The 24,902-nt window shown below is 54.4% G+C and carries 22 protein-coding genes and 1 riboswitch; of the genes, 13 read left to right on the top strand and 9 right to left on the bottom strand.

Annotated elements, in window-relative coordinates:
- Positions 1-40: 40 nt before the first annotated feature.
- The 3 genes from SK3146_RS20575 (at position 41) to SK3146_RS20565 (ending at position 3,369) form a co-directional block, all read left to right on the top strand.
- Complete coding sequence (locus SK3146_RS20575) at positions 41-871, top strand: AraC family transcriptional regulator (RefSeq protein ID WP_249860579.1); 831 nt, start codon at positions 41-43, stop codon at positions 869-871.
- Positions 872-946: 75 nt separating this feature from the next.
- Positions 947-1,807 carry a metallophosphoesterase gene (locus SK3146_RS20570; protein ID WP_249860578.1) on the top strand — a complete coding sequence of 287 codons (861 nt, stop codon included), beginning with the start codon at positions 947-949 and terminating at the stop codon, positions 1,805-1,807.
- A 281-nt stretch (positions 1,808-2,088) separates the two neighbouring features.
- A complete protein-coding gene (locus tag SK3146_RS20565) occupies positions 2,089-3,369 on the top strand; it encodes an IS110 family RNA-guided transposase (RefSeq protein ID WP_249860577.1) in 1,281 nt (426 codons plus the stop codon).
- A 922-nt stretch (positions 3,370-4,291) separates the two neighbouring features.
- Here the strand turns inward: SK3146_RS20565 and speB are convergent.
- The gene (speB, locus tag SK3146_RS20560) at positions 4,292-5,161 is read right to left on the bottom strand and encodes an agmatinase (protein ID WP_249860576.1); all 870 of its coding nucleotides are present in this window, start codon (positions 5,159-5,161) and stop codon (positions 4,292-4,294) included.
- Between the two features lie 39 nt (positions 5,162-5,200).
- Positions 5,201-6,028, bottom strand: coding sequence for a polyamine aminopropyltransferase (gene speE, locus SK3146_RS20555; RefSeq protein ID WP_249860575.1), 828 nt, complete (start codon positions 6,026-6,028; stop codon positions 5,201-5,203).
- Positions 6,029-6,469: 441 nt separating this feature from the next.
- Here speE and SK3146_RS20550 point away from each other — a divergent pair, with 441 nt between their 5' ends.
- From SK3146_RS20550 to SK3146_RS20530, 5 genes are all read left to right on the top strand, one after another.
- Positions 6,470-8,461: a transglycosylase domain-containing protein gene (locus SK3146_RS20550; RefSeq protein WP_249866383.1), complete on the top strand. Its 1,992-nt coding sequence runs from the start codon at positions 6,470-6,472 to the stop codon at positions 8,459-8,461.
- A 190-nt stretch (positions 8,462-8,651) separates the two neighbouring features.
- Positions 8,652-9,194 carry a hypothetical protein gene (locus SK3146_RS20545; protein WP_249860574.1) on the top strand — a complete coding sequence of 181 codons (543 nt, stop codon included), beginning with the start codon at positions 8,652-8,654 and terminating at the stop codon, positions 9,192-9,194.
- Between the two features lie 89 nt (positions 9,195-9,283).
- A complete protein-coding gene (locus SK3146_RS20540) occupies positions 9,284-10,129 on the top strand; it encodes a SanA/YdcF family protein (protein ID WP_249860573.1) in 846 nt (281 codons plus the stop codon).
- 19 nt (positions 10,130-10,148) lie between these two features.
- On the top strand, positions 10,149-10,715 hold the full coding sequence (locus SK3146_RS20535) for a GNAT family N-acetyltransferase (protein ID WP_249860572.1): 567 nt from the start codon (positions 10,149-10,151) through the stop codon (positions 10,713-10,715).
- An 80-nt stretch (positions 10,716-10,795) separates the two neighbouring features.
- A complete protein-coding gene (locus tag SK3146_RS20530; RefSeq protein ID WP_249860571.1) occupies positions 10,796-11,539 on the top strand; it encodes a metallophosphoesterase family protein in 744 nt (247 codons plus the stop codon).
- 155 nt (positions 11,540-11,694) lie between these two features.
- Here SK3146_RS20530 and SK3146_RS20525 read toward each other — a convergent pair whose 3' ends face one another.
- Positions 11,695-12,210 (bottom strand): YwhD family protein, encoded by a 516-nt coding sequence (locus SK3146_RS20525; RefSeq protein WP_249860570.1) that lies wholly within the window; start codon positions 12,208-12,210, stop codon positions 11,695-11,697.
- Between the two features lie 17 nt (positions 12,211-12,227).
- Complete coding sequence (locus tag SK3146_RS20520; protein ID WP_249860569.1) at positions 12,228-12,416, bottom strand: hypothetical protein; 189 nt, start codon at positions 12,414-12,416, stop codon at positions 12,228-12,230.
- A gap of 43 nt (positions 12,417-12,459) precedes the next feature.
- Between SK3146_RS20520 and SK3146_RS20515 the strand changes: the two genes are divergently transcribed.
- The 3 genes from SK3146_RS20515 (at position 12,460) to SK3146_RS20505 (ending at position 16,514) form a co-directional block, all read left to right on the top strand.
- Positions 12,460-14,631 carry a M1 family metallopeptidase gene (locus SK3146_RS20515; protein ID WP_249860568.1) on the top strand — a complete coding sequence of 724 codons (2,172 nt, stop codon included), beginning with the start codon at positions 12,460-12,462 and terminating at the stop codon, positions 14,629-14,631.
- A gap of 14 nt (positions 14,632-14,645) precedes the next feature.
- Positions 14,646-15,461 (top strand): hypothetical protein, encoded by an 816-nt coding sequence (locus SK3146_RS20510; RefSeq protein ID WP_249860567.1) that lies wholly within the window; start codon positions 14,646-14,648, stop codon positions 15,459-15,461.
- A gap of 442 nt (positions 15,462-15,903) precedes the next feature.
- Positions 15,904-16,041: riboswitch (cyclic di-AMP (ydaO/yuaA leader) on the top strand.
- A 5-nt stretch (positions 16,042-16,046) separates the two neighbouring features.
- A complete protein-coding gene (locus tag SK3146_RS20505; protein ID WP_249860566.1) occupies positions 16,047-16,514 on the top strand; it encodes a C40 family peptidase in 468 nt (155 codons plus the stop codon).
- 418 nt (positions 16,515-16,932) lie between these two features.
- Here the strand turns inward: SK3146_RS20505 and SK3146_RS20500 are convergent, their stop codons facing one another.
- A complete protein-coding gene (locus tag SK3146_RS20500; protein ID WP_249860565.1) occupies positions 16,933-17,475 on the bottom strand; it encodes an NADPH-dependent FMN reductase in 543 nt (180 codons plus the stop codon).
- A 316-nt stretch (positions 17,476-17,791) separates the two neighbouring features.
- On the opposite strand from SK3146_RS20500, the gene SK3146_RS20495 reads away from it, so the two are divergent.
- On the top strand, positions 17,792-18,274 hold the full coding sequence (locus SK3146_RS20495) for an STAS domain-containing protein (protein ID WP_249860564.1): 483 nt from the start codon (positions 17,792-17,794) through the stop codon (positions 18,272-18,274).
- A gap of 167 nt (positions 18,275-18,441) precedes the next feature.
- Here the strand turns inward: SK3146_RS20495 and SK3146_RS20490 are convergent, their stop codons facing one another.
- The 3 genes from SK3146_RS20490 to SK3146_RS20480 form a co-directional block, all read right to left on the bottom strand.
- A complete protein-coding gene (locus tag SK3146_RS20490) occupies positions 18,442-18,891 on the bottom strand; it encodes an SRPBCC family protein (RefSeq protein WP_249860563.1) in 450 nt (149 codons plus the stop codon).
- Between the two features lie 355 nt (positions 18,892-19,246).
- Complete coding sequence (locus SK3146_RS20485) at positions 19,247-19,891, bottom strand: DUF2306 domain-containing protein (RefSeq protein WP_249860562.1); 645 nt, start codon at positions 19,889-19,891, stop codon at positions 19,247-19,249.
- Between the two features lie 412 nt (positions 19,892-20,303).
- A complete protein-coding gene (locus tag SK3146_RS20480) occupies positions 20,304-21,359 on the bottom strand; it encodes a 2,3-butanediol dehydrogenase (RefSeq protein ID WP_249860561.1) in 1,056 nt (351 codons plus the stop codon).
- A 282-nt stretch (positions 21,360-21,641) separates the two neighbouring features.
- Here SK3146_RS20480 and SK3146_RS20475 point away from each other — a divergent pair, with 282 nt between their 5' ends.
- Entirely contained in the window at positions 21,642-22,667 is a 1,026-nt protein-coding gene (locus SK3146_RS20475) for a LacI family DNA-binding transcriptional regulator (protein ID WP_249860560.1), read from the top strand.
- 101 nt (positions 22,668-22,768) lie between these two features.
- Here SK3146_RS20475 and SK3146_RS20470 read toward each other — a convergent pair whose 3' ends face one another.
- Positions 22,769-24,880, bottom strand: a complete 2,112-nt coding sequence (locus SK3146_RS20470) for a methyl-accepting chemotaxis protein (RefSeq protein ID WP_249860559.1) — start codon at positions 24,878-24,880, stop codon at positions 22,769-22,771.
- Positions 24,881-24,902 lie beyond the last annotated feature (22 nt).

Genomic DNA, 24,902 nt, shown 5'->3' with positions numbered 1-24,902 from the left:
TGAAGATATTCATATCCATACCAAAGCGGGGCGATGCATCATGGATTACAATGTGTTCGGAGTCATTACGGAGATGGACCTGCGGTTTCCCATCTACATTACGAATGCCGGAGGCTGGCGCAATCAGGAGCCGATGCTGCGGGAAAAAGGGTTCCCGGATTATCAATGGATTCAAACGGTCAGCGGCTCGGGCCAGGTCGATGTCGGCGGTAAGCTGCACACCGTAAACCCGGGCCAAGGCATGTTCCTGCTCCCGAACGAACGCCACGGCTACGCTCCCGTGCGCCAGCCCTGGACCGTCAAGTGGGTTACATTCAACGGGGCGCATATGGCCGAGCTGCTCGCTTCGATGCATCTGGACGCTTCGACCGTACTGTATGTCACCCATCCCGACGCAACATTGAATAAAATCAATACGATTGTATCCTTGCTCCAATCCGCCGATCCGCTGCGTGGTGCGGAATGCTCCGCAATCGGCTATCAGCTGCTGCTGGACTTGTTTTTGTACGCCTCCCGCTCCGAGGTTCGCACCAAGAAACAGCATGCGGAACAGCTCGCCCCCGCCTTTCTCTATATCGAGGAGCATTACCACGAGCCGATCAGCCTGCAGCAGCTCGCCGAGCGGCTGAGAGTGACGCCGCAGCATACGTGCCTGCTGTTCCAGCAAGCGCTCGGGCTTCGTCCCATCGCTTACTTGACGCGCTATCGGCTGCGCAAAGCCAAAGAGCTTCTGCTGCAGCGGCCCGAGCTGGGGGTGCGCGAGGTGGCCGGGCGGGTCGGCTACGAAGACAGCAGCTATTTCATTAAGCTGTTCAAACAGCAGGAAGGCGTTACGCCGAACCATTTTCGCAAAATTCACCGCTTGCTCTAGCAACTCATTGCCGGATTCGGGCGTCTGTCCCTTATTCTTGCTAAAATGACTGTAAGGGAGAGTGAATCCATTCCAATGGCATCGAACTTAAGCCGACGGTCGTTTCTGAAAAAAACCGTCTCCGCGCTGGCCGGTCTGACCGCCGCGTCCGTCGCCGGTTACGGCTACGCCCGGTACGCAGAGCCCGGCTGGCTACGCGTCAACCAGGTAGCCCTTTCGCTGAAGCGGCTCCCTCCGGCCTTCGACCGCATCAAGATCGTCCAGTTCAGCGATGTCCATCTGGGCTTCCATTATACGACAGACCAACTCGCCGGATTGGTCGATACGATCCAGTCCCACAGCCCCGATCTGATCGTCTTCACCGGGGATTTATACGATTATGCCATCGGCTCGGACGGCCCCGCCACCGTACGCGAGCTCTCGCGCCTGCAGGCCCCGTTCGGTAAAGCGGCGGTTCTCGGCAATCACGACTACTACGGAAGGCAAACGAAGCAAGTCGTGCAGGTGATGAAGGATGGCGGCTTCGATGTGCTAATCAATCGTTCCACCGTGCTGCAACGGGGCGGCGACCGTCTATGGCTCAGCGGCGTCGACGATATGTGGGACGGACAACCGGATCTGCCCGCGGCGCTGCGAGGCGTCCCGGCGGACGAATGCGTACTGCTGCTGTCGCATTGCCCGGACTTCGCCGACATCGCATTGCAGCATCCGGTCGATTTGCAGCTGTCGGGGCACAGCCATGGCGGCCAGGTGCGCCTGCCCTTCTACGGTCATATCGTTACGCCGACCTACGGGCAAAAGTATGTCGACGGACTATACGTCTTGGGCGACGGCAAGCTGCAGGTGTACACGAACCGCGGAATCGGCGTGTCGGTCTATCCCGTTCGCTTCTGCTGCCGGCCCGAGCTGACCGTCTTTACGCTTCACCGGGGATAAGCTTCGCTCGCTTTAGAAGCCTGGTGAAAAAGCGGACTCAGCAGCGAGAGCAATCTGGAGAAGCAAAGCGGTCGCCTTTGTCCCGGATTTCGCCCGTTTCACGGGCTAGAGCGATCGGAAGATGCTTTCGGATGCGCGGTCGGCGCCCCTTCAGTGGCGCAGTACACCCGCAAACATTCCTGTAGAGGCTAATATTTGGCCTTGGACAAAAACAGGGACGCCTCGTATGATGGGGGTGTCACGGGTCAAGGCCCTAAAAACCCATCAGGAGGCGTCTTATTATGAAGTTTAACCGAAATGCCACTATAAATCAACGAATCGACCGTATAACCCCACACCATGCGGTGGTGGGAGTCGACATCGCGAAAGATAGCCACGTAGCCCAATTGACGGATTTTCGCGGTCGCTCTCTGACTTCACGTCACCTGTCGTTTCCCAACTCACGGGAGGGGTTTAAACGATTTCTCCGGTGGATTCAAGAAGCACAAGCTAAACACGGCTTGTCTTCGCTTCTCGTCGGCATGGAGCCCACGGGGCACTATTGGTTCAATCTTGCCAACTGGCTGCTCGAGCAGAGCGTTGACGTCGTGCTGGTCAACCCCGTCACGACGCACCGCAACAAGGAAAATCGGGACAACAGTCCTTCCAAAAACGATCCAAAAGATGCACTCACCATTGCTGATGTGGTGAGCCGGGGCTTCTACACGGACTACCTTCCCCGAGGGACTGCCTTTGAACGGATCAAAACCATCATGAGCGACCGCGAGTTCTGGTCGAAGGATGCCACACGTTTAGGTAACCGCATCGTCCGGTGGATCGATTTGTACTTCCCTGAGTTCAGACTGGTATTCAAAGATTGGACCGTCCCTCGTGCGCTGGCGACGCTCGGCGCGTTTGCGCTACCTGGTGACCTTCAAGGGCTAACGGTAGAGCAGGTCATTGCAGGCTGGAAAGAACAAGGCATGAAACGGGCCTCAGGCGTTAGCGGGAGAGCGAAGGCGCTGGAGCTGTTATCTTTGGCCGCACGCAGCATCGGTGACAAGCGAGTGCCGGAAGAAGCGCGTCGAGATATCAAGCGGTTGTTGGATGCGTATAAACAGTCCCTTCAGAGACTCGATGAAATCCAGCGGGAAATAGAGGCCCTCGTGGGTGACATGCCGTTGGCGCAGCAATTGCAAAGTATTCGCGGGCTGGGGACGATTACCCTTGCAGCCCTCCTGGGTTGTGCAGGCGACCTTCGCTTGTACTCGCATGGTCGGCAGTTGCTCAGGCGGGCCGGTCTGAATCTGGCAGAGTGCACCTCCGGCAAGTTCAAAGGACAAATCAAGCTTTCCAAGCGCGGAGACAGCATGCTGCGTAAATATTTGTTCCTGGGCGTGCTCAATCTCGTTCGATACAATGAAGATTTCAAGCGATGGCATGAACACAACGTAGCGAAGGGGATGAAGAAGCAGGCATCAATCTTTAAGTTAATTGGAAAATGGGCACGCATCACGATCGGTATGGTTCAAAGAGGAGAAGAATACCGTTCCGCACACGAAGCGGCCATCCCTGCAGCCTAAAGTCTCCTAGCAGAAACGAGTATTGACTCATTTGCAGGATTTCAAATCATGGATGCACAGTGAACCGAATTCTGTGTCCGTCAGGGCAATGACCCGTCAAGTAAACGCTATCGGTCTCCACACCTTTGGACAGGTGTAACGAAGGAATGTAAGGGCGAAGACCCGTTGAGTCATGGGAGGGTGAACCTCCAGAGGCAAAGTGGAGTAGTGCACAATAGGGTAAAACTGGAAGCGTTATGAACGCTGCCTCTGTTCCTGCATGCCTATTAGCCAATGAGATGGGCCAGAATCCCTACATTCCAAACTTCACCGACATCCAATACAATAGAAATCCTGCGAATGAGTGAGCATTCGTGAGATTATCCCCTAATTACGAGGGACGGACACAGATGCAGCTATTTTGTTGGCAAATCCTCCATAGAAAGCGATTCGGAGCTATGTAAGCGCCATTTTCGCAGATGAAACCTAGCTTGCAGCCGGATTCCAAACGCTGCGAACATGAAAAAAGGAAATAACCATCAAAAAATCCGATTGGAAGATCACATGGGCGCCGCAGCGGACTTTTTCACCCCCCTTTTAGAGCAGCCCCGAAATTCACTAAATGATATCACGGAACAAATCCTCCAAAAGCCATCCATGCCGCCGACGCGGCACCACAGACAATGGAAATGGGGTACCAAGAGTAATTTCCAGGGTAGTGACGTGATGCTCTGAAGCTTATTCCGTCCGCATCCAGCCTAAGCTGGATCGGCGTCTAACCATTCCTCTGGGATCGTTCTATGGGTAGACATTACTTTCGGGGAGCCACCGGATATCCACAGGAAATTGCTGCGCATCATTTCCTAAACAACAAATAAAGACAGCTTCCCTCCTCTGAACCGATGTACAGAGGCAAGGAAGCTGTCCTTTTATAATAAATCCATTATTTAACAAGTCCGAGCAAAATTTCACGAATCAGCTTCGCCGCTACGATCTGGGTTTGTTCCGTAGGATCGTAGGCAGGAGCCACCTCTACAACGTCCGCGCCGACGACATTCAAGCCAGCGCCGGCCATCGCATGAATCGCCGCAAGCAGCTCCTTCGACGTAATGCCGCCCGCTTCCGCCGTGCCGGTACCCGGCGCGCAGGAAGGATCGAGCACGTCGATGTCGATCGTCAAATAAATCGGACGACCGGCCAGCTCAGGCAGTACTTTTTTCAAAGGCTCCAGCACTTCGAACGGGTGGAAGTTGATGTTCTCGCGGGCATAGCGGAATTCTTCCCGGGAACCGGAGCGAATGCCGAATTGGTAAACGTTTTTGCCGCCGATAAGGCCCGCGGCCTTGCGCAGCGGCGTCGAGTGCGACAACGGCTCGCCTTCGTACTGCTCGCGCAAATCGGCGTGAGCGTCGAAGTGAACGATCGCCAAATCCGGATATTTGGCGTAAACCTCGCGGAATACCGGCCACGAAACCAGATGCTCGCCGCCGAGACCGAGCGGGAACTTGCCGTCGTTCAGCAGACCGCGCACGTATTCTCCGATAATCTCCAAGCTCCGGGCCGCGTTGCCGAACGGCAGCAGCAGATCGCCCGCATCGAAGAACGTGATATCCTCCAAGCTTTTGTCCAAATAAGGGCTGTATTCTTCAAGACCGATGGATACTTCGCGGATACGGGCCGGGCCGAACCGGGAACCGGGACGGAAGCTGACGGTGAAGTCCATCGGCATCCCGTAAATGACCGCGCGGGACGCTTCGTAATTGTCCGAGCTTAATATAAACACGTTGCCGGAATAGGCTTGATCCAAACGCATAATTGACACTTCCTTAATACAATATTGGATGAAACTGGCTTATTTGCACAAATCTTCTACAAATTTAGGGAGCACGAACGCCGCTTTATGCAATCTTGGCGTATAGTATTTCGTATCGATGTCCGGAATGTTCGTTTCGTCGACTTGCAGCGGATCGTATTTTTTGCTGCCCAGCGTGAAGGTCCACAGGCCGCTCGGATACGTCGGAATGTTCGCGCAGTAGACGCGTACGATAGGGAAAATTTCTTTCACGTCGCGGTTTACCGTCTGGATCAAATCGGCTTTGAACCAAGGGTTGTCCGTTTGGGCGACGAAGATGCCGTCATCCTTCAGCGCTTCGAAGATGCCTTGGTAAAATCCCCGGGTAAACAATTCTACGGCCGGGCCCACAGGCTCCGTCGAGTCGACCATAATGACGTCGTATGTATTTTTATGGTCATGGATATGCATATACCCGTCATTGACGATCACTTCGACGCGGGGGTTGTCCAGCTCGCCCGCAATTTCAGGCAAATATTGCTTGGAGTACTCGATGACTTTGCCGTCGATCTCGACCAGAACCGCCTTCTCGACTTCCGGATGCTTCAGCACTTCGCGGATGACGCCGCCGTCGCCGCCGCCGACAACAAGCACATGCTTAGGATTCGGATGCGTATAAAGAGCCGGATGAGCAACCATTTCGTGGTAGACGAATTCATCTTTCACCGTGGTCATGACCATACCATCCAGTACGAGCATGCGCCCGAACTGTTCCGTATCGATCATCGCGAGATCCTGAAAGTCGGTTTTCTCCGTTACCAGCGTCCGGCTAATTTTCGCCGTAATGCCGAATTTCTCGGTTTGCTTCTCCGTGTACCATAATTCCATAAGCAATCACCCTTCCTTCCTTATCATGCCGTTCTATATTGTAATAAGACTGCCTCAAGCGAGGCCTTTCCATAAAAAGTGAGCGATCTCGGAGCTTTTTTCGCCATGTTTTATCGTAAGTTCGTGGCTGGAGATTACGCCGGCAAGCCGTGCTTGTGCAGTCCCAAACGATTCGGATTTTTGCGCTATGCACCACTCGCTTTTGTATCAAATTGTATTATAGTGTATCCGTCCGAAAATGCAAATACATGCAAGGCCAAAATCGGGATGTTCAAAAAAAATTAACCTTAGAACGGCGCCAAAGTGAATATCGCTTTCTATGTTTTTCCATACTGGAAAATAAGCGGTTGTTTGAAATACATAACGAAAGGATGGATGAACGTGTCCGACGCGAAAAAGAACCGGGCCGCCGAACCCGACGTATTTCCTTGGTTCCGCAAAATGAAAACGACGGCTTCTCTCATGTTTTCATCTATTATTTTATGCGTAGCCGTCATCTTTATCCTGCTCTTATATATGCGCTCCCAAGCGCTCCCCGTATCGAAGATGGGGCCCGCTACGGAAATGTACGACATCCACGGAGAAGTCATAGAGACGCTGAACGACGGCAAGAACATGCAGCCCGTGCCGCTTGCGGACATTTCTCCCGATCTCATTCATGCGACGCTCGCGATCGAGGACCGCAACTTCTATCATCACTACGGCTTCGACCTTCGCGGCATCGCACGAGCCGCCGTCGTTAACCTGCAGCATATGGCTAAGGTTCAAGGGGCGGGCACAATTACGCAGCAGCTCGCGCGCAATCTCTACTTGTCGCACGAGCGCACCTGGTCGAGGAAGGTGAAGGAGACGTATTATGCGGTGCAGATGGAGCTGCACATGACCAAGGACCAAATTCTCGAGGAATACTTGAACCAGATTTATTACGGTCACTCCACTTACGGGATCGAAGCGGCTTCGAAGCTGTTCTTCGGCAAGGACGCCAAAGACCTGACTTTGGCCGAGAGCGCCATGCTGGCCGGCATCCCCAAAGGGCCGCGCTACTACTCTCCCTACTACGATCTGAAAAGCTCCAAAGACCGGCAGGAGACCGTGCTTCAGACGATGGTGGCCACCGGCGACATCACGCAGCAGCAGGCGGATCAAGCGGCCAAGGAGCCGCTGAACATACTGCCGCTCGAGCCGAAGAAACCGGCCATCGCCGGCTACTTTCGCGACTACGTGCGCAGCACAGCGACCGAATTGCTCGGCATCGACGAGGATCAGTTCGACGACAGCGGGCTAAAAATTTATACGACGCTCGACGCGGCCGCACAAAAGATCGCTGAAGAAACCGTGTCCTCGCAGCTTAGCGGCTACAACGATCTGCAGGCCGCCTTGGTCGCCGTCGATCCGCGCAGCGGCTATGTCAAAGCGATGGTGGGAGGACGCAATTACAATGAGAATCAGTTCAACCGGGCGCTGAGCAACACCCGGCAGCCCGGCTCGTCGTTCAAGCCGATCATGTACGTCACAGCGCTGCAGCAGAAGCAGTACACGCCGCTTACACAGTTCAAGAGCGAGCCGACTACCTTCACCTACGACAGCGGTCGAAAGACATACACGCCAAGCAACTTCGACAACAAATATTACGACTGGATCGATCTGCGGCAGGCGATCGCCAAGTCGGATAACATCTTCGCGGTTCATACGATTCTCGACGTCGGGCCGGACAATGTCATCGCGATGGCCCGCAAGATGGGGATCAACAGTCCGATGCAGCCGCTGCCCTCGCTGGCGCTCGGCACGTTCCCCGTAAGCCCTTATGAGATGGCCTCGGCCTTCGGCATCTTCGCCAATCAAGGGCTGCGAGTGGAGCCGACAGTCATCGTGCGCATCGAGGACAGCCGGGGCAAAATTCTCTACGAAGCCAATCCGGCCAAGGAACAGGTGATCGAGCCGCCGTACACGTACGTCATGACCCAGCTGATGGAAAGCGTGTTTGAAAACGGCGGCACCGGCAGCCGCGTCTCCTCGGTGTTAAAACGTCCGGTTGCCGGCAAGACGGGGACGACCGATACGGACGCTTGGCTCGTCGGCTACACGCCCGAGCTGTCCACCGCCGTCTGGGTCGGCTACGACAAAGGGCGGCAGATCAATGCCGTGGAATCTCATCTGGCCGCGCCGATCTTTGCCGAGTTCACGGAAAAAGCGCTGGAGTCGGTGCCGCCGAAGCTGTTCCCGATCCCGGACGGGGTCGCTAACGTGTATATCGATCCGGCCACCGGCAAGCTGGCGAACAGCGATTGCCCCAATTCCCGGATGGAGGCTTTCGTCGAAGGGACTCAGCCGACCGCTTACTGCACGGAGCAGAAGCAGGACAGCGCCAAACCGGCGAAACCGAAGGGCAACGGCACTTGGTGGGAAGATTTGAAGCGCTGGTGGAACGATTAGAATGCCTTTGGGCGGACCGCTTAGTTTAATTTAAGCGGCCGCCCTTCTTCATGAACCGCTTGAAATCCCGCCTCGTCCCCCTTATTCTGGTAATATACACTTGGCGCGCAGCATTCCAAGCCGCATCCTTCATCGGTGCGGCTTGGTTGTCTTTGGCACCAAGAACGCCCACCGAAGGAGGCTTCTGCTTATGAACATCCGCTTATCCTCCGTCCGGGCCGTCGCCGATCGCCTGGAGAGCTCCGGCATCGCCTATGCCTCCGGCGGCAGCGGCCTGCTATGCAGCCTAGGGCTCGCGGATAAGGTGAACGATTGGGACTTTACGACGGAAGCGTCGCAGGAAGAACTTACTGCTGCCCTGCAGGATTTTTCCTGCATTGTCGCGCCGAGCGGGGACTATCCGTTTGCCAGCGAATGCCGCTTGTCCATCCCGGACAGCGCCCCGCCCTTCGACATTATCGGCCGCTTCGCCGTCCACAGCGACTCGGGGGTGGTCCGCCTGCCCGTTCTAACGAGCGCCGTCTGGCATGGCATCCGCATCGGCAGCCCGGAAGTATGGGCCGTCGCTTATGCCCTGATGGGACGGCAATCCAAAGCCGCGCTGCTGCTCGCTTATTTACGTGAACACGGAGCGGACCGGGAGGCGCTGCGGCTTCTGCTCGAAGAGCCGCTCCCGGACCGCATCCGCGCCGAGCTGGAACGGCTGCGGCTGCGACCTGACGCACCAAGATAAGCTCGGGAACGCACTATCTTTCCGATCATCGTACTCCTTTGCCGAGACAGGCAATAATCCATAGTAAGCTAAAGGGAATGATAATCCGTATGTTGAAACTAAGGTTACGCAGCATCATTGCGAATTGGGCCGCCCGGTTTCGAAGGAGCCGGAAACGCAGCGCAGGCCGGCCGGAGCTGCGGCCGCTGATTCCGCGGCGCTATTCGGGTATGCGAAGCGGCCGGAAAACAGCGGACTTGCTTCGCAGTGCAAATCCTTTATTATGGAATAAAAAAGTGCTGCTGCTGCTTATTCTGCTGTTGGCCGCTCCGGTCGCCTGCGCGCTCGGCATCAACGCGTACGTGCAATCTGCGGCAGCGCCTTATATTGTCGGCGTTCAGGATGCTCCCGAAGCCGACGCCATCCTTGTACTCGGAGCGCGCGTATACCCGGACGGCTCGGTATCCAGCATGCTGAATGACCGGCTCGAGGTCGGGCTTGAGCTGCACAAGGCGGGCAAAGCTTCCAAATTCATCGTCAGCGGCGATCACGGCCAGATCACGTACGACGAAGTGAACACGATGCGGCGATTTTTGGAGCAAAGAAATATTCCAGCGCAGCATATTTTCATGGACCACGCCGGCTTCAGCACCTATGAGAGCATGTATCGAGCCAGGGATATTTTCCAGACGAAGAAGCTGCTTATCGTTACCCAGCAGTACCATCTGATGCGCGCGGTATACGAGGCTCGTCAGATGGGCTTGGACGCTTACGGCGTCGCCTCGGACAAGCAGCGGTATGCCGGCATGCCGCGCTATGAAGCAAGAGAGGTGCTGGCCCGCAACAAAGATTTCCTGTACGTCCATCTGCTGAAGCCGAAGCCCACTTATTTGGGCGACCCGATCCCCGTCTCGTCGGCGGATGGAAGAGAGACCCTGGACGGCAAGCGTCCGTAAACGAAAGGAGAACTGCGGCATGCTGCTGCAATCCGGCTCCATTTATCTTCGGCCTCTGGACTTAACCGACGCTCCCGCGCTGCAGGAGCTGCGCGCGGCAAGCCGGGATTATCACCGGCCCTTCGAGCCGCTGCGTCCGGACGATCAATTTACGTTAGCCTTTCAGGAAGAACAAATCCGCCAAAATCTGCTTGACTCGAAGCACGATAAGAGTTACATTTTCGGTATTTTCCTCTGTGAAGGAGACCGGCTCATCGGACGCATCTCCTTGACGTCGGTGTTTAGGGGGCCGTGGCAGAACGCCAACATCGGCTACTATATGGATTGCCGCTTTGCCGGCAAAGGGTATATGACATTGGCGGTGAAGCTGGCCGTACAGCACGCCTTGTGCGGATTGAAGCTGCATCGGGTGCAGGGAGCGGTCATGCCGCGCAATACCCCTTCCATTCGCGTGCTGGAGAAGGCCGGCTTCCGCTATGAGGGCTTAGCCCGAAACTATTTGCATATTCATGGGGTATGGGAGGATCATAACATTTATGCGGTCACTTCCGAGGATCTCGGATATGAACCGGATGACCCGCTCTAACGCTTCGCGCCAGACGGCAACGCACTTATTCCGGATGATAGGGCAAACGTATTTTATCAGATGGTCAAGGAGGGCTGCATATGCAACAAATAGCTGTCATCTCGGACATCCACGGCAATATTCCCGCGCTTCAGGCTGTCCTGGACGATATAGTCCGGCGCGGCATCAAAACATTGTACTGCCTGGGCGATCTGGTCGGCAAAGGTCCTAACCCGGCGGAATCGGTCGACCGGATTCGGGAGTCCTGCGAGCTCGTCATTATGGGCAACTGGGACCATCTGATGGCCAAGCCGGACGGTAACGAGGAACTTCGCTGGCATCAGCGGCGTTTGGGTGCGGATCGGCTGGACTGGCTCAAGACGCTGCCGTTCTCCTACGACTTCACGATGAGCGGCAAGCGAATCCGGCTCTTTCACGCTTCTCCCGTCAGCGTCTACACCCGCGTGCAGCCGTGGGATTCGATCGAAAGCCGATTGGCGATGTTCGGCAATACGGACAGCACCGGATCGCCTTACGGCGAATCGCTGCCGGATGTCGTCGGGTATGGAGATATTCATAACGCTTATATGCAAAATTTGAATGGCCGCACCCTGTTCAATACGGGAAGCGTGGGTAACCCGCTCGATATGGCTTCCGCGTCCTACGCCATTTTGGAAGGGGTCGTCGATAGTCAGAGCGCTGCGCCTTTTTCCATTCAACTGCTGCGCGTCCCTTACGACATTGAGCTGGCCGTCAAAATGGCGGAGCAGGCGGAGATGCCCCAGCTGGAGCCCTACGTTCGCGAGCTGCGAACCGCGCGCTACCGCGGACTGAAGAACGAATGACCCCCGCAAACCGGGACCATCCGGCCGGAAGCAGCACAAAGAGGCAGACCTCGCGGTCTGCCTCTTTGCTGTCCTAGTATATGTTGCATATACTGAGGATTAGTATACATCGCTCTCGCTACCTTATACAATGGAAGTCACATAATGTACACAATTTATGCCAGCGCTTCCTTTAGCGTCTCATCGGAGTTTTTCCACATGTCGGGGTTGTACTCCATCAGCAATTTTGTTAGCGCGGCCTTCTCGCGATCTCCCAAGTTATCGACCATAATGCGGCGTTTTAGCGCATAGTCCATCCGGTTGACATGGTCGGCCAATATTTTCCACCCGCGTCGCGCTTCCGGGTCCACCGTCATTTCGCAAGCGGTCACTCCGGCATAATACGAGCCGGTTTCGCGGCGGTCCGCCGCTACCCATACGATCCAGCAAGTACGTCCGTTCGGCACGTCCTCCTTGTTCGTCGAAAACTTGATTCCCTTTTCCACCTTGCTCTTCGCGTGCAGAGCGCCCATATCCAAATAAGCCTCGTCTCCGTCGATAATGACGCTGGACAATTGGCTTAAGTCGATCGATCCGGCTCCGAAGCCTTTATGCTCCTTTTTGCCCGCCACGATATTCAAGGAATTTAATTTCTTCGGCTTCTCCGCCGCCTGGTCTTTATTTATATCCATCGAAGGCACCATCCATTTTACAAGATAACATTGCTCACTTCTTCTATTTTATCTAAAAAGCGACCCTCATTTCCAGTGCATCCGAAAAAATATGGTTTTCCGGCTGCGCCGCCGATGTCTCTCGCCTGCACCGGATCGGCGCAAAGCGTCCTGCCGGGGTTGCAAAATTTCTTTTCCGGCCGGTAGAAATAATCCTCGTCCCACAAACATATACATGCTGTAGATGCTTGTCAACGGGGTGAAAAATAGATGAAAAATGTTTTTGGCAACCGACTTGCGCAATGGTGTTTGGTTATCGTACTAGCCAGCGGAGCCACGTTTGTAAGCCAAGCCCTGCCGGCTGGCCATCCTGAGGCGCAACTCACTCTCTTCTCCGACATAGGGCAAGGTACGAACTTGATCGGCTCTCTGGCGCCAAATCCCGTTACTTTCGATTCCTCCTCCGTCAAAGGAGAGCCTGAATTTCCAACGTTTCAATATGATTTATCCCAAGCCGACGGCTCCTCGCTCGGGCTTCAGCCGCAGCCGCTGGCGAAGCCCGCAGCCGCGCTGCTGAACGAACCGGGCTTGCCTCCCGCACCGCCCAGTCTGCCGGCCAAGCCGGTGGAGAAGCCCGCCCCGCAGCCGCTCAGCAATCGCATCGTAGAATATCATATGAACGTCGAGCTCGACGCCGACGCCAAGTCGCTATCCGGCACCCAGACGCTCACGTGGAAAAACCCCGGGAACCTTCCCGTGCAGGAGCTGTACTTTCATCTGTATCCCAACGCGTTCAATTCCAAAAAGACGACGTTCATGAGAGAATCGGGCGGCAAGCTGCGCGAGGATAAAAGCAGCGAGAACAGCGTCGGCGGGATGGAACTCAGCAGTATGAAGACGCTCGACGGCGAGGAGCTTCTCTCCCGGGTCGAGTACGTTCAGCCCGATGACGGGAACAAGGATGACCGCACTCTGATCAAGGTTACTTTGCCGAAGCCTGTGGGCGGCGGAGAGAAAATTACGCTCAAATCCGTATTCTCGGTCAAGCTCCCGGCCGTATTCGCCCGCATGGGTTATGCCGGAGATTTTATTATGGCGGGCCAATGGTTCCCCAAAATCGCCGTCTACGAGCCCAAGGGCGTGCGGGGAAGAAGCGACGAAGGCTGGAATTTGCATCAATATCACGGCAACTCCGAGTTTTATGCGGATTTCGGTATTTACGACGTCCGCATCAAGGTGCCCAGCAACTACACGGTGGCGGCCACCGGTTTCCCGACAAAATCGCCGGTCGACGACGGCAAGACGAAAACCTATTCGTTCTACTCGGACGATGTGCACGATTTTGCTTGGGCCGCTTCGCCGAATTTCATTTATTACGAGGAGCCGTACGCCACGGCGCAAATCCCGGGAGTACGCATTAAGCTGTATCTCGATCCCAAGCACGAAAATTTGAAAACCCGCTACATGACCGCGGCCAAAAAAGCGCTCGCCCGCTATTCGCAATGGTACGGCACTTACCCTTACTCGACGCTATCCATCGTCGTTCCTCCGGCGGACGGCAACGGCGCGGGAGGAATGGAATACCCGACCCTCGTTACCGGCTGGGGCGCCGCCGACGATCAGCCCGACCTGGAGCTCGAACGGGTCATCGTCCATGAAATCGGTCATCAATTCTGGTACGGCATGGTCGCCAGCAACGAATTCGAGGAGGCTTGGCTCGACGAAGGCTTCACCTCCTACGCGGAGGATAAGCTGATGGAGCTGGAATACGGCGTGAAGCCGAACCTGACCGTCGAATCGAGCTACATCACTGCCCCCGAAGCGCTGAAGCAAAATTCCTGGAGCTATGCCGGACACAATCAATACGCGGAAAATGTGTACACCCGAGCCAAGCTTGTGCTCAAATCGATCGAGCAGCAGGTCGGCCGAGATACGATGGACCGCGTGATGAAAACGTATTTTCAACGCTGGAAATTCAAGCATCCGACGACCGAAGACTTTCAGAAGGTGCTGGAGGATGTGACCAAAACGAGCTGGCGCACCTTTTTCGATCAATATATTTACGGAGGGCTGATGGTCGACTATGCCGTGACGGACATTCAGTCGAAGAAGGTCGTCCGAGACGGGCAACCGATGTACGAAAACACCGTACGCATTCAAAAGTTCGGCGGCACATACAATAACGTCCCGATCCGTTTCCATTTCGCCGACGGCTCGCAGATCGATAAAACATGGGACGGCATCGACGCGGATGTGCTGTTCAAGCTGAACCATACGGCTCCGCTGGATTATGCGGTCGTCGATTCGCAGCATTCCATCGTGCTGGAGAACAAACGAATTAACAGCTTTATGAAAACGAATGTCGATTCCAAGCTGTCGATTCGCTGGAATCTGGGAGTCGTCAAATTAATCGAGACCTTATTCGGATGGGTCGCATGGTGAGGTGAACGGTACCTATGTGGAAAACGGTAAAAAACGGTTGGCATCTGACCTGGAACCAGCCATTCGTCGTTTGCACCTTATTCATCTACAATTTATTGTGGGGACTGGCGCTCTATGAAATGATCCGCTCGATCATTGTTCCCCTGCTCCACCGCTACCCGGGCCCGGAGCTGGAACGGCAAGCCGTCCACATGTTCTGGATCGAAGGACAGTTTCAGCTGATGAAGACCGATCTTATCGACAGCTATGTCGGATGGGGATTGTGCCTGCTTATCGCACGCATGCTGCTGAGCCCGCTGCTTAACGCCGGGGTGTACTACTCCCTGCAGCATACCGAATTGAACGCCGGCTACCGCTTCGTACAGGGCATGAGGGAGTTCGCCCTCCCCTTCTTCCTCCTGTACGTCCTTCAGATCGCTTTGCAGCTTGCGCCTCTGTATTGGCTCGTACCCAAGACTGTCGATATTTACGGCAAACACGCCACCATCTATGCCATCGCGCAGGAAGTGCTGCCGCTGCTCATCGCCTACGGAGTGTATACCTTCCTCATGCAGACGGTCTTCATGTATTTGCAGTTCGGGCGGATCAGCGGCAAATCGTCGCTTTTCGCTCTAACACTTCTCCTGCGCAATCTGTTCCCGATCCTGGTGCTTGCGGCAGCTCTGCTCATCGTCATCTTGGCCGTGTCCACGGCCGTTATGGCCTCCGCTATGATCTGGACCGGCTTTCTCGCCCTGCTCGGCTATCAGGTGTACCGATTGATCCATATGTTCTGCAAGCTATGGGCTATCTCGACGCAGTATGCCCTGTGGAGCGCCAAGAGCGAATAGAGCTCCGGCCATCCGGCAATCGCCTCCCGGCGCGAGCCTGCGACCGAACGTAAGAAAAACCTTCCCGAATCACAATTACAGTGATGAAGGAAGGTTTTTTTATTTTATCGCATCAAAATAGCTCCGGTATGTTCCGGACATGCCTATCCCCTTACAAAATCCAGTGCCTTAGGGCCTATATCCATAGGCCTTCGCAAAACGCCCCTAGCTTCTCATTCTTCCTTTTGTCAAAGTCTATCGGCATTTGTCGAAACCTCTTCTGTCTCCCCTTGCCTCTGCAGCGAAATTTTCGTTCATTCCCCAAGGAAAACCCTTACATTTATTGTATGTTCATGGTTCGACTCTAAAAGGTTTCAAAAAATACGCATTAATTGTGAATTTTTTGTGACAGCGGAAGGAAAAATGCGGTTTTCATCGAAATATTGTATTCGACTCAAAAAAATCGTACATATTGCCGAATTTCCACAGATTGGGAAACGGGGGATCCAGACCCGGGTGAATTGATCTCGTCTTAAAGTGATCATAGGGAACCTTCAACCGAACCCTTAAGCTAACCTCGTAGGCACCGGAAGGGGACTATTTCTTTTGAAGAAGTTGTTTGGATTTGCCGTATCTGTGGCACTGTTTTGCAGCTTTCAAGCAGGAAGCGCTTTTGCGGAAACGCCGCTAAGTCAAGCCGTGAACGAAGAACTTGGAGTGCCTTATAAGTGGGCAGGAACCACGACGAAGGGCTTCGACTGCTCAGGCTACACTTCCTTTGTTTTCGCAAAATTCGATATCGACTTGCCTCACACGTCAAAAGGACAAGCAGAAATCGGTACGACAGTAGCCCAAGATGATCTTCGCCCTGGCGATCTCGTGTTTTATAACACGGATGGCAAAGGAATCTCTCATGTCGGCATCTACGTCGGGGACGGTAAGTTCTACCATTCCGCGACAAACAAAGGCGTTACGGTAACCAAGCTTAGCGACTCGTACTATACGAAACGCTTCGTAACCGCAAAGCGCATTTTGTCGGACGACCAGTATCAGCAAGTGATGACCGACAAGTAATATTTCGAGTGGTTCCTTCATGCAGCCCTTAAGCGTTTGTTTCCGTCACGCCCCACGTGCCGGACAAGCCTTAAGGGCTTTTTTTTCGTTAAAGTATGCCTTTGCGCTAGCTCGCTCTGGAGGCGGTCCTTAACGGTATGACAGGCTGCTTCTTACGCAGGACCACACTTCGTTGGCAAAGCTCCGAATAGGAGCTTTTCTTCATTATAGCTAGAATAACTCCATTTTGGAAGCATTTTTTATTAGGAGGTACTAAGACATGATCCTAGCGTTTCCCACTAAGGTACGGCTGCCTTTGAAATCCCCCTGCAGTAAAGAAGGTAAAGGCCCCCGAACGGGGTGGCAACGGGATGCCGTCACCACTCTGCCTCAGGCGGTGCAGCCGTTCGGACAGACACTCGAGGGCGCCGGCATCGCCTTACTGCGGACTCGAAACGGCATCGCTTAATGCGTTAAGCAGAAGCCGAAGATCCTTTTCCATATCCGGGTCGGTGAGGCCTCCTTGTGCATCCAGCTTTTTACTGATGAACGGGATTCGCAGCGAAGCCCCGTCCGGAATGCGGGCGCTCATTATATTGAGCGTCAGCAGCAGCGAAGCGTGCGCCTTCTCGCCGCCCGCAGCAGACGGAGAAGCGCTGATAACCGCAGTCGGTTTGCCGAGGAACTCCCCGGACGATACGATCCAATCCAAGGCGTTTTTGAGACTTCCCGGAACTCCCGCGGCGTACTCCGGCGTGCAGACAAGGACGGCATCGGCTGCGCGAAGCGCTTCCCGCCAAGATACGACGGCTGCAACCGCCTCATCCCCATCCATTTCCGGGTTAAAATGCGGCAAGTCTCCTATCCCTTCATATAACGACAGCTTCATCCCTTCCGGCGCCAACGCCGCGCAAGCCTTCAGCAGCGCCGTATTCCATGACTGTTTACGCAGGCTGCCGGAAATCGTTACAATGTTCGTCACTTTGAAATACCTCCTTCTTTTCCCGCCTCTAAAAGTATAGTGATTCATTCGTGGCCTGCGGTCGATAGAGATATCCACTCGCTCTTGGAGAATCCCTCTACACAGGCGACCGCTTAATCCGTTCCAATTCTCCCTCGGCGGATCGCTTCATTATAAACCGTCACGTTAATGAGAGAGTCAAGCGGCCGGAGCCGCGTAAAAATACGGAATTATCCAAATCAACCCGATACCGAACGTAACGACTCCGAGCAGGAACCAGCCAAGAAAGCTTAAGTACGAGCTGGGAAGCCAGCCTCTTCCGGAAACGAAGCAGTTCTTGCTGGAGAATGCCGCATTCGCCGGCAAGGAAGCGTCAAGCTCTGGCGGGAGATCTCCCGAAGACAAGAAGCTCCCGCATAACGACAGCCCGCTCTTGATCCAAGGCAAGCATTCGAAAACCTCGCTCGTCTTGGAGCTTCGCGGGAATGTAACAGCGGAAGCCGAAGCCGATTTGCTGACCTATCGCGATGAGCGAACCCGATTAAGAGGCGGATCTACGACGCTGATTATCAATTTTCAAAAAGTCGGGTATGTCGACAGCGGCGGCCTGTCCGTGCTTGTTCGCTTGGCCCGGGCCGTTACGGACGACGGTTCGCGGGTGTTTGCCCACGGTTTGCATCCGTCATGCGGAGCCTTGTTTCGCCTCGTCGGGATAACCCGCTATATAATGATCTATCCCGACGAATACGCTATTGAGCAGCGCGTAAGCAGTTCGGATAACCCCCATGCCGTACCGAAGGCAGCGCGGATTACTTTCTAGCCCTAGTTAACTTAGCTTCTTGGATCAAATCGAACTTATGATTTATGTTACGCGTTAAACACGCAAAAAAGGCTGCACTAAGCCGCTTTCAGCTTATTACAGCCCTATCCCTTCCCCTACGCGGGGCTCTTCCTTTATTCCGGCAGCCTCAGTTTGTTCGCTTCGGTTTACCAGCCGAAATCGAGCGTTTTACCTGTCTCCACATACGATTTGATATTGCTGAGAATCATCGGCCAGCTCTCTTTGGTATTCTCGTAAGAAGGATGATTCTCCGGCCATTGATCGTTGATCAGCGTCACCTTGGTGCTGCCCCCCACCGTCTCCAGAGTCAGCGTGACTCGCGTCTCCAGCTCCTCATGGTTGTCGCGGTAAGACGGCCCGGGATGCTCGGTGAAGCTCATCAGCCGATACGGCTCGAACGCCAGCACCTCGCCGTACACATGCACGGTCTCATCCCCTTCACTGCCTGGTCCGACATATTCATACCGCGCTCCGACTTCGAAGGTCGACTCGAGCGTAGAGCCGAAGAAGATCGCTTTCGTCGCTTCGGGTTTTACAAAAATGTTCCAAACGTCCTCAGGCTTTGCTCCGACATAAATGACATATTTAAGATCCAAGACATGTCCTCCGTTCATTGATGGAATGGTGCAAGCTTCACTAAGCCAGCGTCTCTATTATATGAATTGGGGGACGGCAGGTATTGTAAAAACGCGACAAAAGAATCGGCACGGACACCGTTCTCTTCCCGATCAATGCTAATAACGTAACTCCTGGCACGGCCGCCAGGGCTGGCCTTTTTTCGACACGCTTCCCAACGTCCTGCAGACGATTACTCGCAGACAATCCTCCAGTCCAATGGCATTATCGCCGCTGCTTAATACATCATATAAACGCACCTGAACGTTAACTTGACTTCATAACCGCGTTCAAAAAAAACGCGAAGATGCCTCGCAATGGGGCATCTTCTTTTTTTCAAAGATTCGACAATCCGCTCTGCTTAAAACCCGTCCGAACGATCAGCTCCGCAAGCAGCACGAGCAGCACGATTGCGCCATACACACCGATCGTATAGCTCACCGTATAGGAAAGCCCCACTCCGGCATAGCAAACCCAGGTAATGAAATGAATCGGCACGTTCGTAAAGCAGAAAACGTAGCTTCGGAGCATCCATCTCCGATGGCGGTCGATCCGCTTCTTTTTGGCCATGACCAGCGCCGCAATCGTCACGATCAGCCAATAAGCGTTTAGTTGGTTAAAGGCGATGCTGGTAAGCTTGCCTCCGGTCGCATAAGGAGCCATGTACCCGGAGGTGACGTCTACGATAACGACGCTAAGCAAATACGCGTAGCCGTTCCATCTGTGAACCCTGCGGCGCTTCTCCCAGATCAGCCTGGAAAAATTAATGAGGCCCGTCAGCATCGCCAAGCAGGCGAACGCAACATGGACATACATGACCGGAAGCCAGACAGGAAGCTGCACGGGCCGCTTTGCCCCGGTTTTATGGCTTAGAAATGCGGACGCTCCGGGATCTTTTATAAAATTCATATATATAAAATAGATAATGAGTCCCATGACTGCAATCATCATGAAGCGGTACATCAGCTTTGTTTTGGTCATTGTAGTGTACCTCGATCTGAGGAGCCTCAAAGCCCCTTCCCCTATTCAGCGGCAGGCCGCACTTCCATTTTACCTAGAAACGGGCTCCGTTTGTCTGTCAATTTAGCAACAATCCGTATCACATCCGCTTGGGCTACGGGTCCATAGGTAAAATCGGCTGAGAACAGTCATCATCTGCCAAGGCGGCTCCGAAGAAAATCGACGGCCCGAATGGCAACGCCTATGGCGTGCAGGCGATTGTTGAAGGGTAACCAAGCCCTAAGTTCTTCCAGGCGGCTTTTCATTAGAAAACGCTAAAGGGAGCCTCGATAGGCTCCCTCTTCGTCGTTGGCGCGGGTGCAGCGCGCTTGTGCGCATACCCGCTATTTATTTTACAAAGGAAAGAATGAATGCTTTATGTTCCGCGCTTATATTACTTGCTCTTCGGGGACACGATAATCTTGATCTGGCTTTTCTCTTTAATCAGCGCCTCGAAGCCTTCTTCCACAATATTGGAGAGCGCAATCCGTTTGGTCACCAATTTATCCGCAGGGAAGTAGCCTTGCTCCATCAGGCTGATCACGGCCGGAAAAATATCGCGGTAGCCGATAATGCCGGCAATATTGCGTTCTTTCAGCACGATTAGGTTAGGATGAATCGACGCCTCGCGCTCGAAAATGCTGACGATCATAATTTGACCGCTTACTTTGGTCGAAGCGATCGCCTGGTTCAATACGACAGGAACGCCTGTCACTTCATAGCATACGTCCGCTCCGCCGTCGGTTAGGCGCTGAATTTCCGCGACCACATCAGTGTCTGCCGGATTCAGCACAACGGCGCCCAGCTCGGCGGCTTTGTTGCGTCTTTCTTCGGACAGCTCGACGGCATAAATCTCGGAAGCGCCGGATGCTTTCAAAGCTTCGATCAGCAGCAATCCGATCGGGCCTGTCCCGAACACCACCGCGCGGTCGCCCACCTTCAGCTGGCTCGAACGGACGGCATAGAGCACAACGGCGGACGGCTCGACGAGAGCCCCTTGCTCGTAAGAAAGGCTGTCCGGAATTTTATGGACCATGTGCTCATCCGCCGCGACATACTCAGAGAAGCCTCCGCCTCCTCCGGCGAGGCCTAAGAAACCCATTTTTTCACAAAGATTGTATTTGCCGTGTCTGCAAGAATCGCATGTGCCGCATGAGAAAACAGGCTCGACCACCACGCGGTCGCCGACTTGAAACCGGGTTACCGCTTCACCGACCTCTACGATTTGGCCGGAAAACTCATGCCCCATAACGATAGGCGCTTTTTCATTCGTCAGTGGATGGGGTGTACCTTCAGAAATAAAAATAGGACCTGCCGCATATTCATGCAGATCGCTTCCGCAAATGCCGCATGCCTCGATTCTAATTTTGACCTGTCCTTTCTTAGGAGCAGGCTCATCGATCGTTTCTACCCGCAAGTCCTTCACACCATGCCATCTTAACGCTTGCATATTCGTCATCTCCCTGTAGGAATTAAGAAATAATTGATAGGGCTTTCCCATTTTGAAAGCCGTTATAGGAAACGTTTCCGGTAACTATCATGTCACAATTACGTCAAACTGTCAAATGACAAATCGTTCCCCGGGCGCATTTTTCCCGCGTTAATAATGACTCGGTCGCTTTCGCTGCTTCACTCGTTTTGCAGTGGATTCGCTATGCTATAATAAAGAATAGATAAGAGAATAGTCAGAAATACCATGGAAACGATTCCGGAACGAAAGGAACCTTCCCTTATGACGAACACCAAAAAGCTGACGATCGAGGATGTCGCCAAACGGGCCGGCGTCGGCATCGCCACCGTATCCCGGGCGCTTAACAATCATACAGGCATCAGCGCCAAGACGAAGGCCAAAATTTTGCAGGTCGTTGAGGAGATGGGCTTCATTCCCAACACCTCGGCCCAAAGCCTGAAGATTCGCCAAACGCGCCAGATTGCGCTGGCTGTCCCGGATATTCGCAATGCGATTATTCCGGATATCGCCTGGTCGGTCGAGCAAGCCGCCAAGCAGCACGGATACCGGGTCGTGCAGATCAACACGCTCGGCAACGCGATGCTTGAGTTGGAGACGCTGCGGGAGCTGGAGAAGCTGCATGTGGACGGGCTGGTCATAATGCCCTTGGCCTACCCTAAACAGCTGGAGCCGATGATCAATCAGGCGGGCATTCCGGTATCTGTCATTAATTACGGTAAAAAAATGAGCGAGGAGTTAAACGCGGATATTGTCGGTATGGCGCGCCAGGAAGGCAAGCTTGTAATGGAGCATCTGCAGCAAGTAGGCCGCAGCCGAATCGCTTATGCCGGCGCGCCGAAGCAGAAGATCGAGGAGCGTTATTTTGCCTATGAGCAGTCGCTGAATCATGTCGACCCGTCGCTCGTCTATTTCGGAGAGGACTTCTCGTTTGAAACGGGCCGCCAGGCGGCGAACTATTTTTACAGCCTCAAAAATATGCCGGACGCGATCTACGCAGTGAACGACATGGTAGCTATCGGCATCGTCAACCGGCTCAAGGAGCTCGGAGTGCGAGTACCGGAGGACGTGGCGGTGGCGGGCATCGACAACAATCTGTGGGCGACGGTGACGACGCCGCAGATCACTTCCGTCTCCATCATGGGCAGCGAAGTAGGCAGACTCGCGGCGGAGCTGCTGCTCAAGCGCATCCAGTATCCGAATACGACGGGATATGAGCGGGTGGAATTCGAGCCGCGGCTCATCGTAAGAGAATCTACCGTCAAAATGAATCAATATGCCAAGAACTGAGCCGGACCGGCAGAAAACAAACTGCGGAAACCTATCATGAACGGCAGCCTAACAAAAGCAGCGACAGATTCGCCCCTGCCGCTGCCTTCTATGTCTAGAGACTATTTAAAATGCTGAATCATTCGCTGCAATCCCCCCGACATCTCGCCCAGGCGATGCGCCATTTCGGAGAAAACCTCCGTCTGGGCCAGCTGCTCCTCCGTAGCAGCCGCCACCCCTTGAGCCTGATTCGCCGCGTGGGCGGAGATGCGGGCCAGCTCCTCCGTAAAGGCGAGCATTTCCTCCGTTCCTGCGGACATTTGCTCGGACACGGCCGCCGTTTCCTCCACTTGGCCGGAAACATGCCGCGTTCCTTCCAGAATGGCCTCGAATAGCTCGACGGATTCCCGCACGGACTCCGCACCGCGCTCCACTTCCATCAACCCTTGGCTCGTGGCTTCCTTCACGCCGGCGGAATGGCTGCGAATGATTTCAACAAGCCCCGCAATCTGTTGCACGGAATGCTGCGTTTGCTCCGCCAGCTTGCGCACCTCTCCGGCAACGACCGCAAAGCCTCTGCCCTGCTCTCCTGCGCGGGCCGCTTCAATAGAGGCGTTAAGCGCCAGCAAATTCGTTTGGGACGCGATCCCGGCAATCCAATCGACGACGCTGCTAATTTGCCCTGAATGCTCGATAAGCGCATGAATTGCTCTATCCGTCGCTTGGGATGAGTTCGCAATACTGCCCATTTGGTCGATCGTCTGCCGCACCAAGGCAAGCCCGCGCTGTGCCAGACCGCTCGCGTCCTGCGATATTTCCGCCACCTGCGACGTTGCCTCTGCAACCCGTTGAACGCCGCCGGCCATCTCCGCCATCGCCTTGCGGCTCTCGTCGAAGCTCGCCATCTGCTCCTCGGCTCCCGCCGCAACCTCCTGAATAAGGGCGGCGGTTTGTTGGGATGCGCCTGCCTGCTGCTTGGCCCCTTCGGCCAGCTCGCCGGACAGCCGCGCCACTTCCACGGAATTCGTACGGATTTGAGCGATCACCTCTTGCAGATTGGATGCCATAGCGTCAAAAGCAACGGAAACCTCGCGCATTTCGTCCCTCGTGCGAAGGTCCGCCCGGGCGTGCAGATTCCCGGAGGCTACAGCTTGCGCTGCCGTTTTCAGCCGTTTCACCGCATCCGATACGGAGAAATAAAAAGCTACGAAGCCATAGAGCGCAGCTAGCAGCAGGACGGCGATGACCGCTATAAATCCCGCTCTGACGCCGCTCATCTCGCGGATATTGGTTTGCAGCTTGCCCGCAAGCAGCTCCAGCTCTTTTTGGTGCAATTGATACGTGCGGCTAATCGCGCCGGTCGCCGTATCGTAGTAGTCAGCCGATGCAATCGTAATGGAAGGCGCGCCCAACACATCCTTATCCAGCATCGTAAAAAAGGTATCGGTGCTACCGCGGGCTTGATCGTAAAATGGCTTCACCGCTTCTGATGCTGCCGCATCCTGAGTGAGCGCATTGCCCATCTCCAGCTTCATCCGCTCAAAATATACCTCGATTTGCGCATGCAGCGAAGTAAGCGACTTCTGCTGCTCCGGGGTGACCTTCTTAGCCGTTACGGCTCCCGAGCCCAGCCCGCGGGCCTGTCCCATCTTCTCCATCAGATAAGGCGCCGTAGTGTACACATTATTGCTCATATAATCGACCATCAGATCATCGCTTAAAAAAGACCCCGACCTGCTGCCGATTTCGGTCAGCATGATCAACAAGCTGTCGATGAGCTGCGAATGAGCCTCGAACGATTCCGCGCTCGTTAAACTTATGTACTTGGACGAGAGGCTGCTCCAATCGTTTTTCCACCCGCCCCATCTTTCGTTCATGGCATAGCGGCTGCCTGACGTCTTGTTTATTTCATCCACTCCGCCGATCGCTTGGCCGATTTGATTTTCCAGCTGCTTCAGCTTGTCCTGCACCGACTTGTCCCCGTTTAAATAGATCGTGCCCGTGCCGCGGTGCTGCTGCATTAGATCGATTAAGACCGTTACGCTCTGATTGGCGGCGATAGCTTCGACCCTGCTCCGGTCGTTGTCGATACGCTGATTCAGCTGACTAACGATCCAATAAGCCGCGGCGATTAGAATTAATCCCAGTAAGCTCCCGATCAGCAGAAATTTGACCTTGTAACTAAACCGATTTAAAACAGTAATTCCCGGAACAAATAAATGTTTCATCGTCATCGTGGTGTCCTCCAAACGTAGT

The organism is Paenibacillus konkukensis (assembly GCF_023523925.1).
In the GTDB taxonomy this organism is placed as follows: domain Bacteria; phylum Bacillota; class Bacilli; order Paenibacillales; family NBRC-103111; genus Paenibacillus_S; species Paenibacillus_S doosanensis.
This window is presented reverse-complemented; position numbering and strand designations above follow the sequence as displayed.

Coding starts and splice junctions, on each gene's coding strand:
- SK3146_RS20575 (WP_249860579.1), top strand. CDS start 41: ATGGATTACAATGTGTTCGGAGTCATTACGGAGATGGACCTGCGGTTT.
- SK3146_RS20550 (WP_249866383.1), top strand. CDS start 6,470: ATGAAAACGACGGCTTCTCTCATGTTTTCATCTATTATTTTATGCGTA.
- SK3146_RS20470 (WP_249860559.1), bottom strand. CDS start 24,880: ATGACGATGAAACATTTATTTGTTCCGGGAATTACTGTTTTAAATCGG.
- SK3146_RS20570 (WP_249860578.1), top strand. CDS start 947: ATGGCATCGAACTTAAGCCGACGGTCGTTTCTGAAAAAAACCGTCTCC.
- SK3146_RS20485 (WP_249860562.1), bottom strand. CDS start 19,891: ATGACCAAAACAAAGCTGATGTACCGCTTCATGATGATTGCAGTCATG.
- SK3146_RS20475 (WP_249860560.1), top strand. CDS start 21,642: ATGACGAACACCAAAAAGCTGACGATCGAGGATGTCGCCAAACGGGCC.
- speB (WP_249860576.1), bottom strand. CDS start 5,161: ATGCGTTTGGATCAAGCCTATTCCGGCAACGTGTTTATATTAAGCTCG.
- SK3146_RS20515 (WP_249860568.1), top strand. CDS start 12,460: ATGAAAAATGTTTTTGGCAACCGACTTGCGCAATGGTGTTTGGTTATC.
- SK3146_RS20545 (WP_249860574.1), top strand. CDS start 8,652: ATGAACATCCGCTTATCCTCCGTCCGGGCCGTCGCCGATCGCCTGGAG.
- SK3146_RS20535 (WP_249860572.1), top strand. CDS start 10,149: ATGCTGCTGCAATCCGGCTCCATTTATCTTCGGCCTCTGGACTTAACC.
- speE (WP_249860575.1), bottom strand. CDS start 6,028: ATGGAATTATGGTACACGGAGAAGCAAACCGAGAAATTCGGCATTACG.
- SK3146_RS20540 (WP_249860573.1), top strand. CDS start 9,284: ATGTTGAAACTAAGGTTACGCAGCATCATTGCGAATTGGGCCGCCCGG.
- SK3146_RS20530 (WP_249860571.1), top strand. CDS start 10,796: ATGCAACAAATAGCTGTCATCTCGGACATCCACGGCAATATTCCCGCG.
- SK3146_RS20480 (WP_249860561.1), bottom strand. CDS start 21,359: ATGCAAGCGTTAAGATGGCATGGTGTGAAGGACTTGCGGGTAGAAACG.
- SK3146_RS20510 (WP_249860567.1), top strand. CDS start 14,646: ATGTGGAAAACGGTAAAAAACGGTTGGCATCTGACCTGGAACCAGCCA.
- SK3146_RS20525 (WP_249860570.1), bottom strand. CDS start 12,210: ATGGATATAAATAAAGACCAGGCGGCGGAGAAGCCGAAGAAATTAAAT.
- SK3146_RS20565 (WP_249860577.1), top strand. CDS start 2,089: ATGAAGTTTAACCGAAATGCCACTATAAATCAACGAATCGACCGTATA.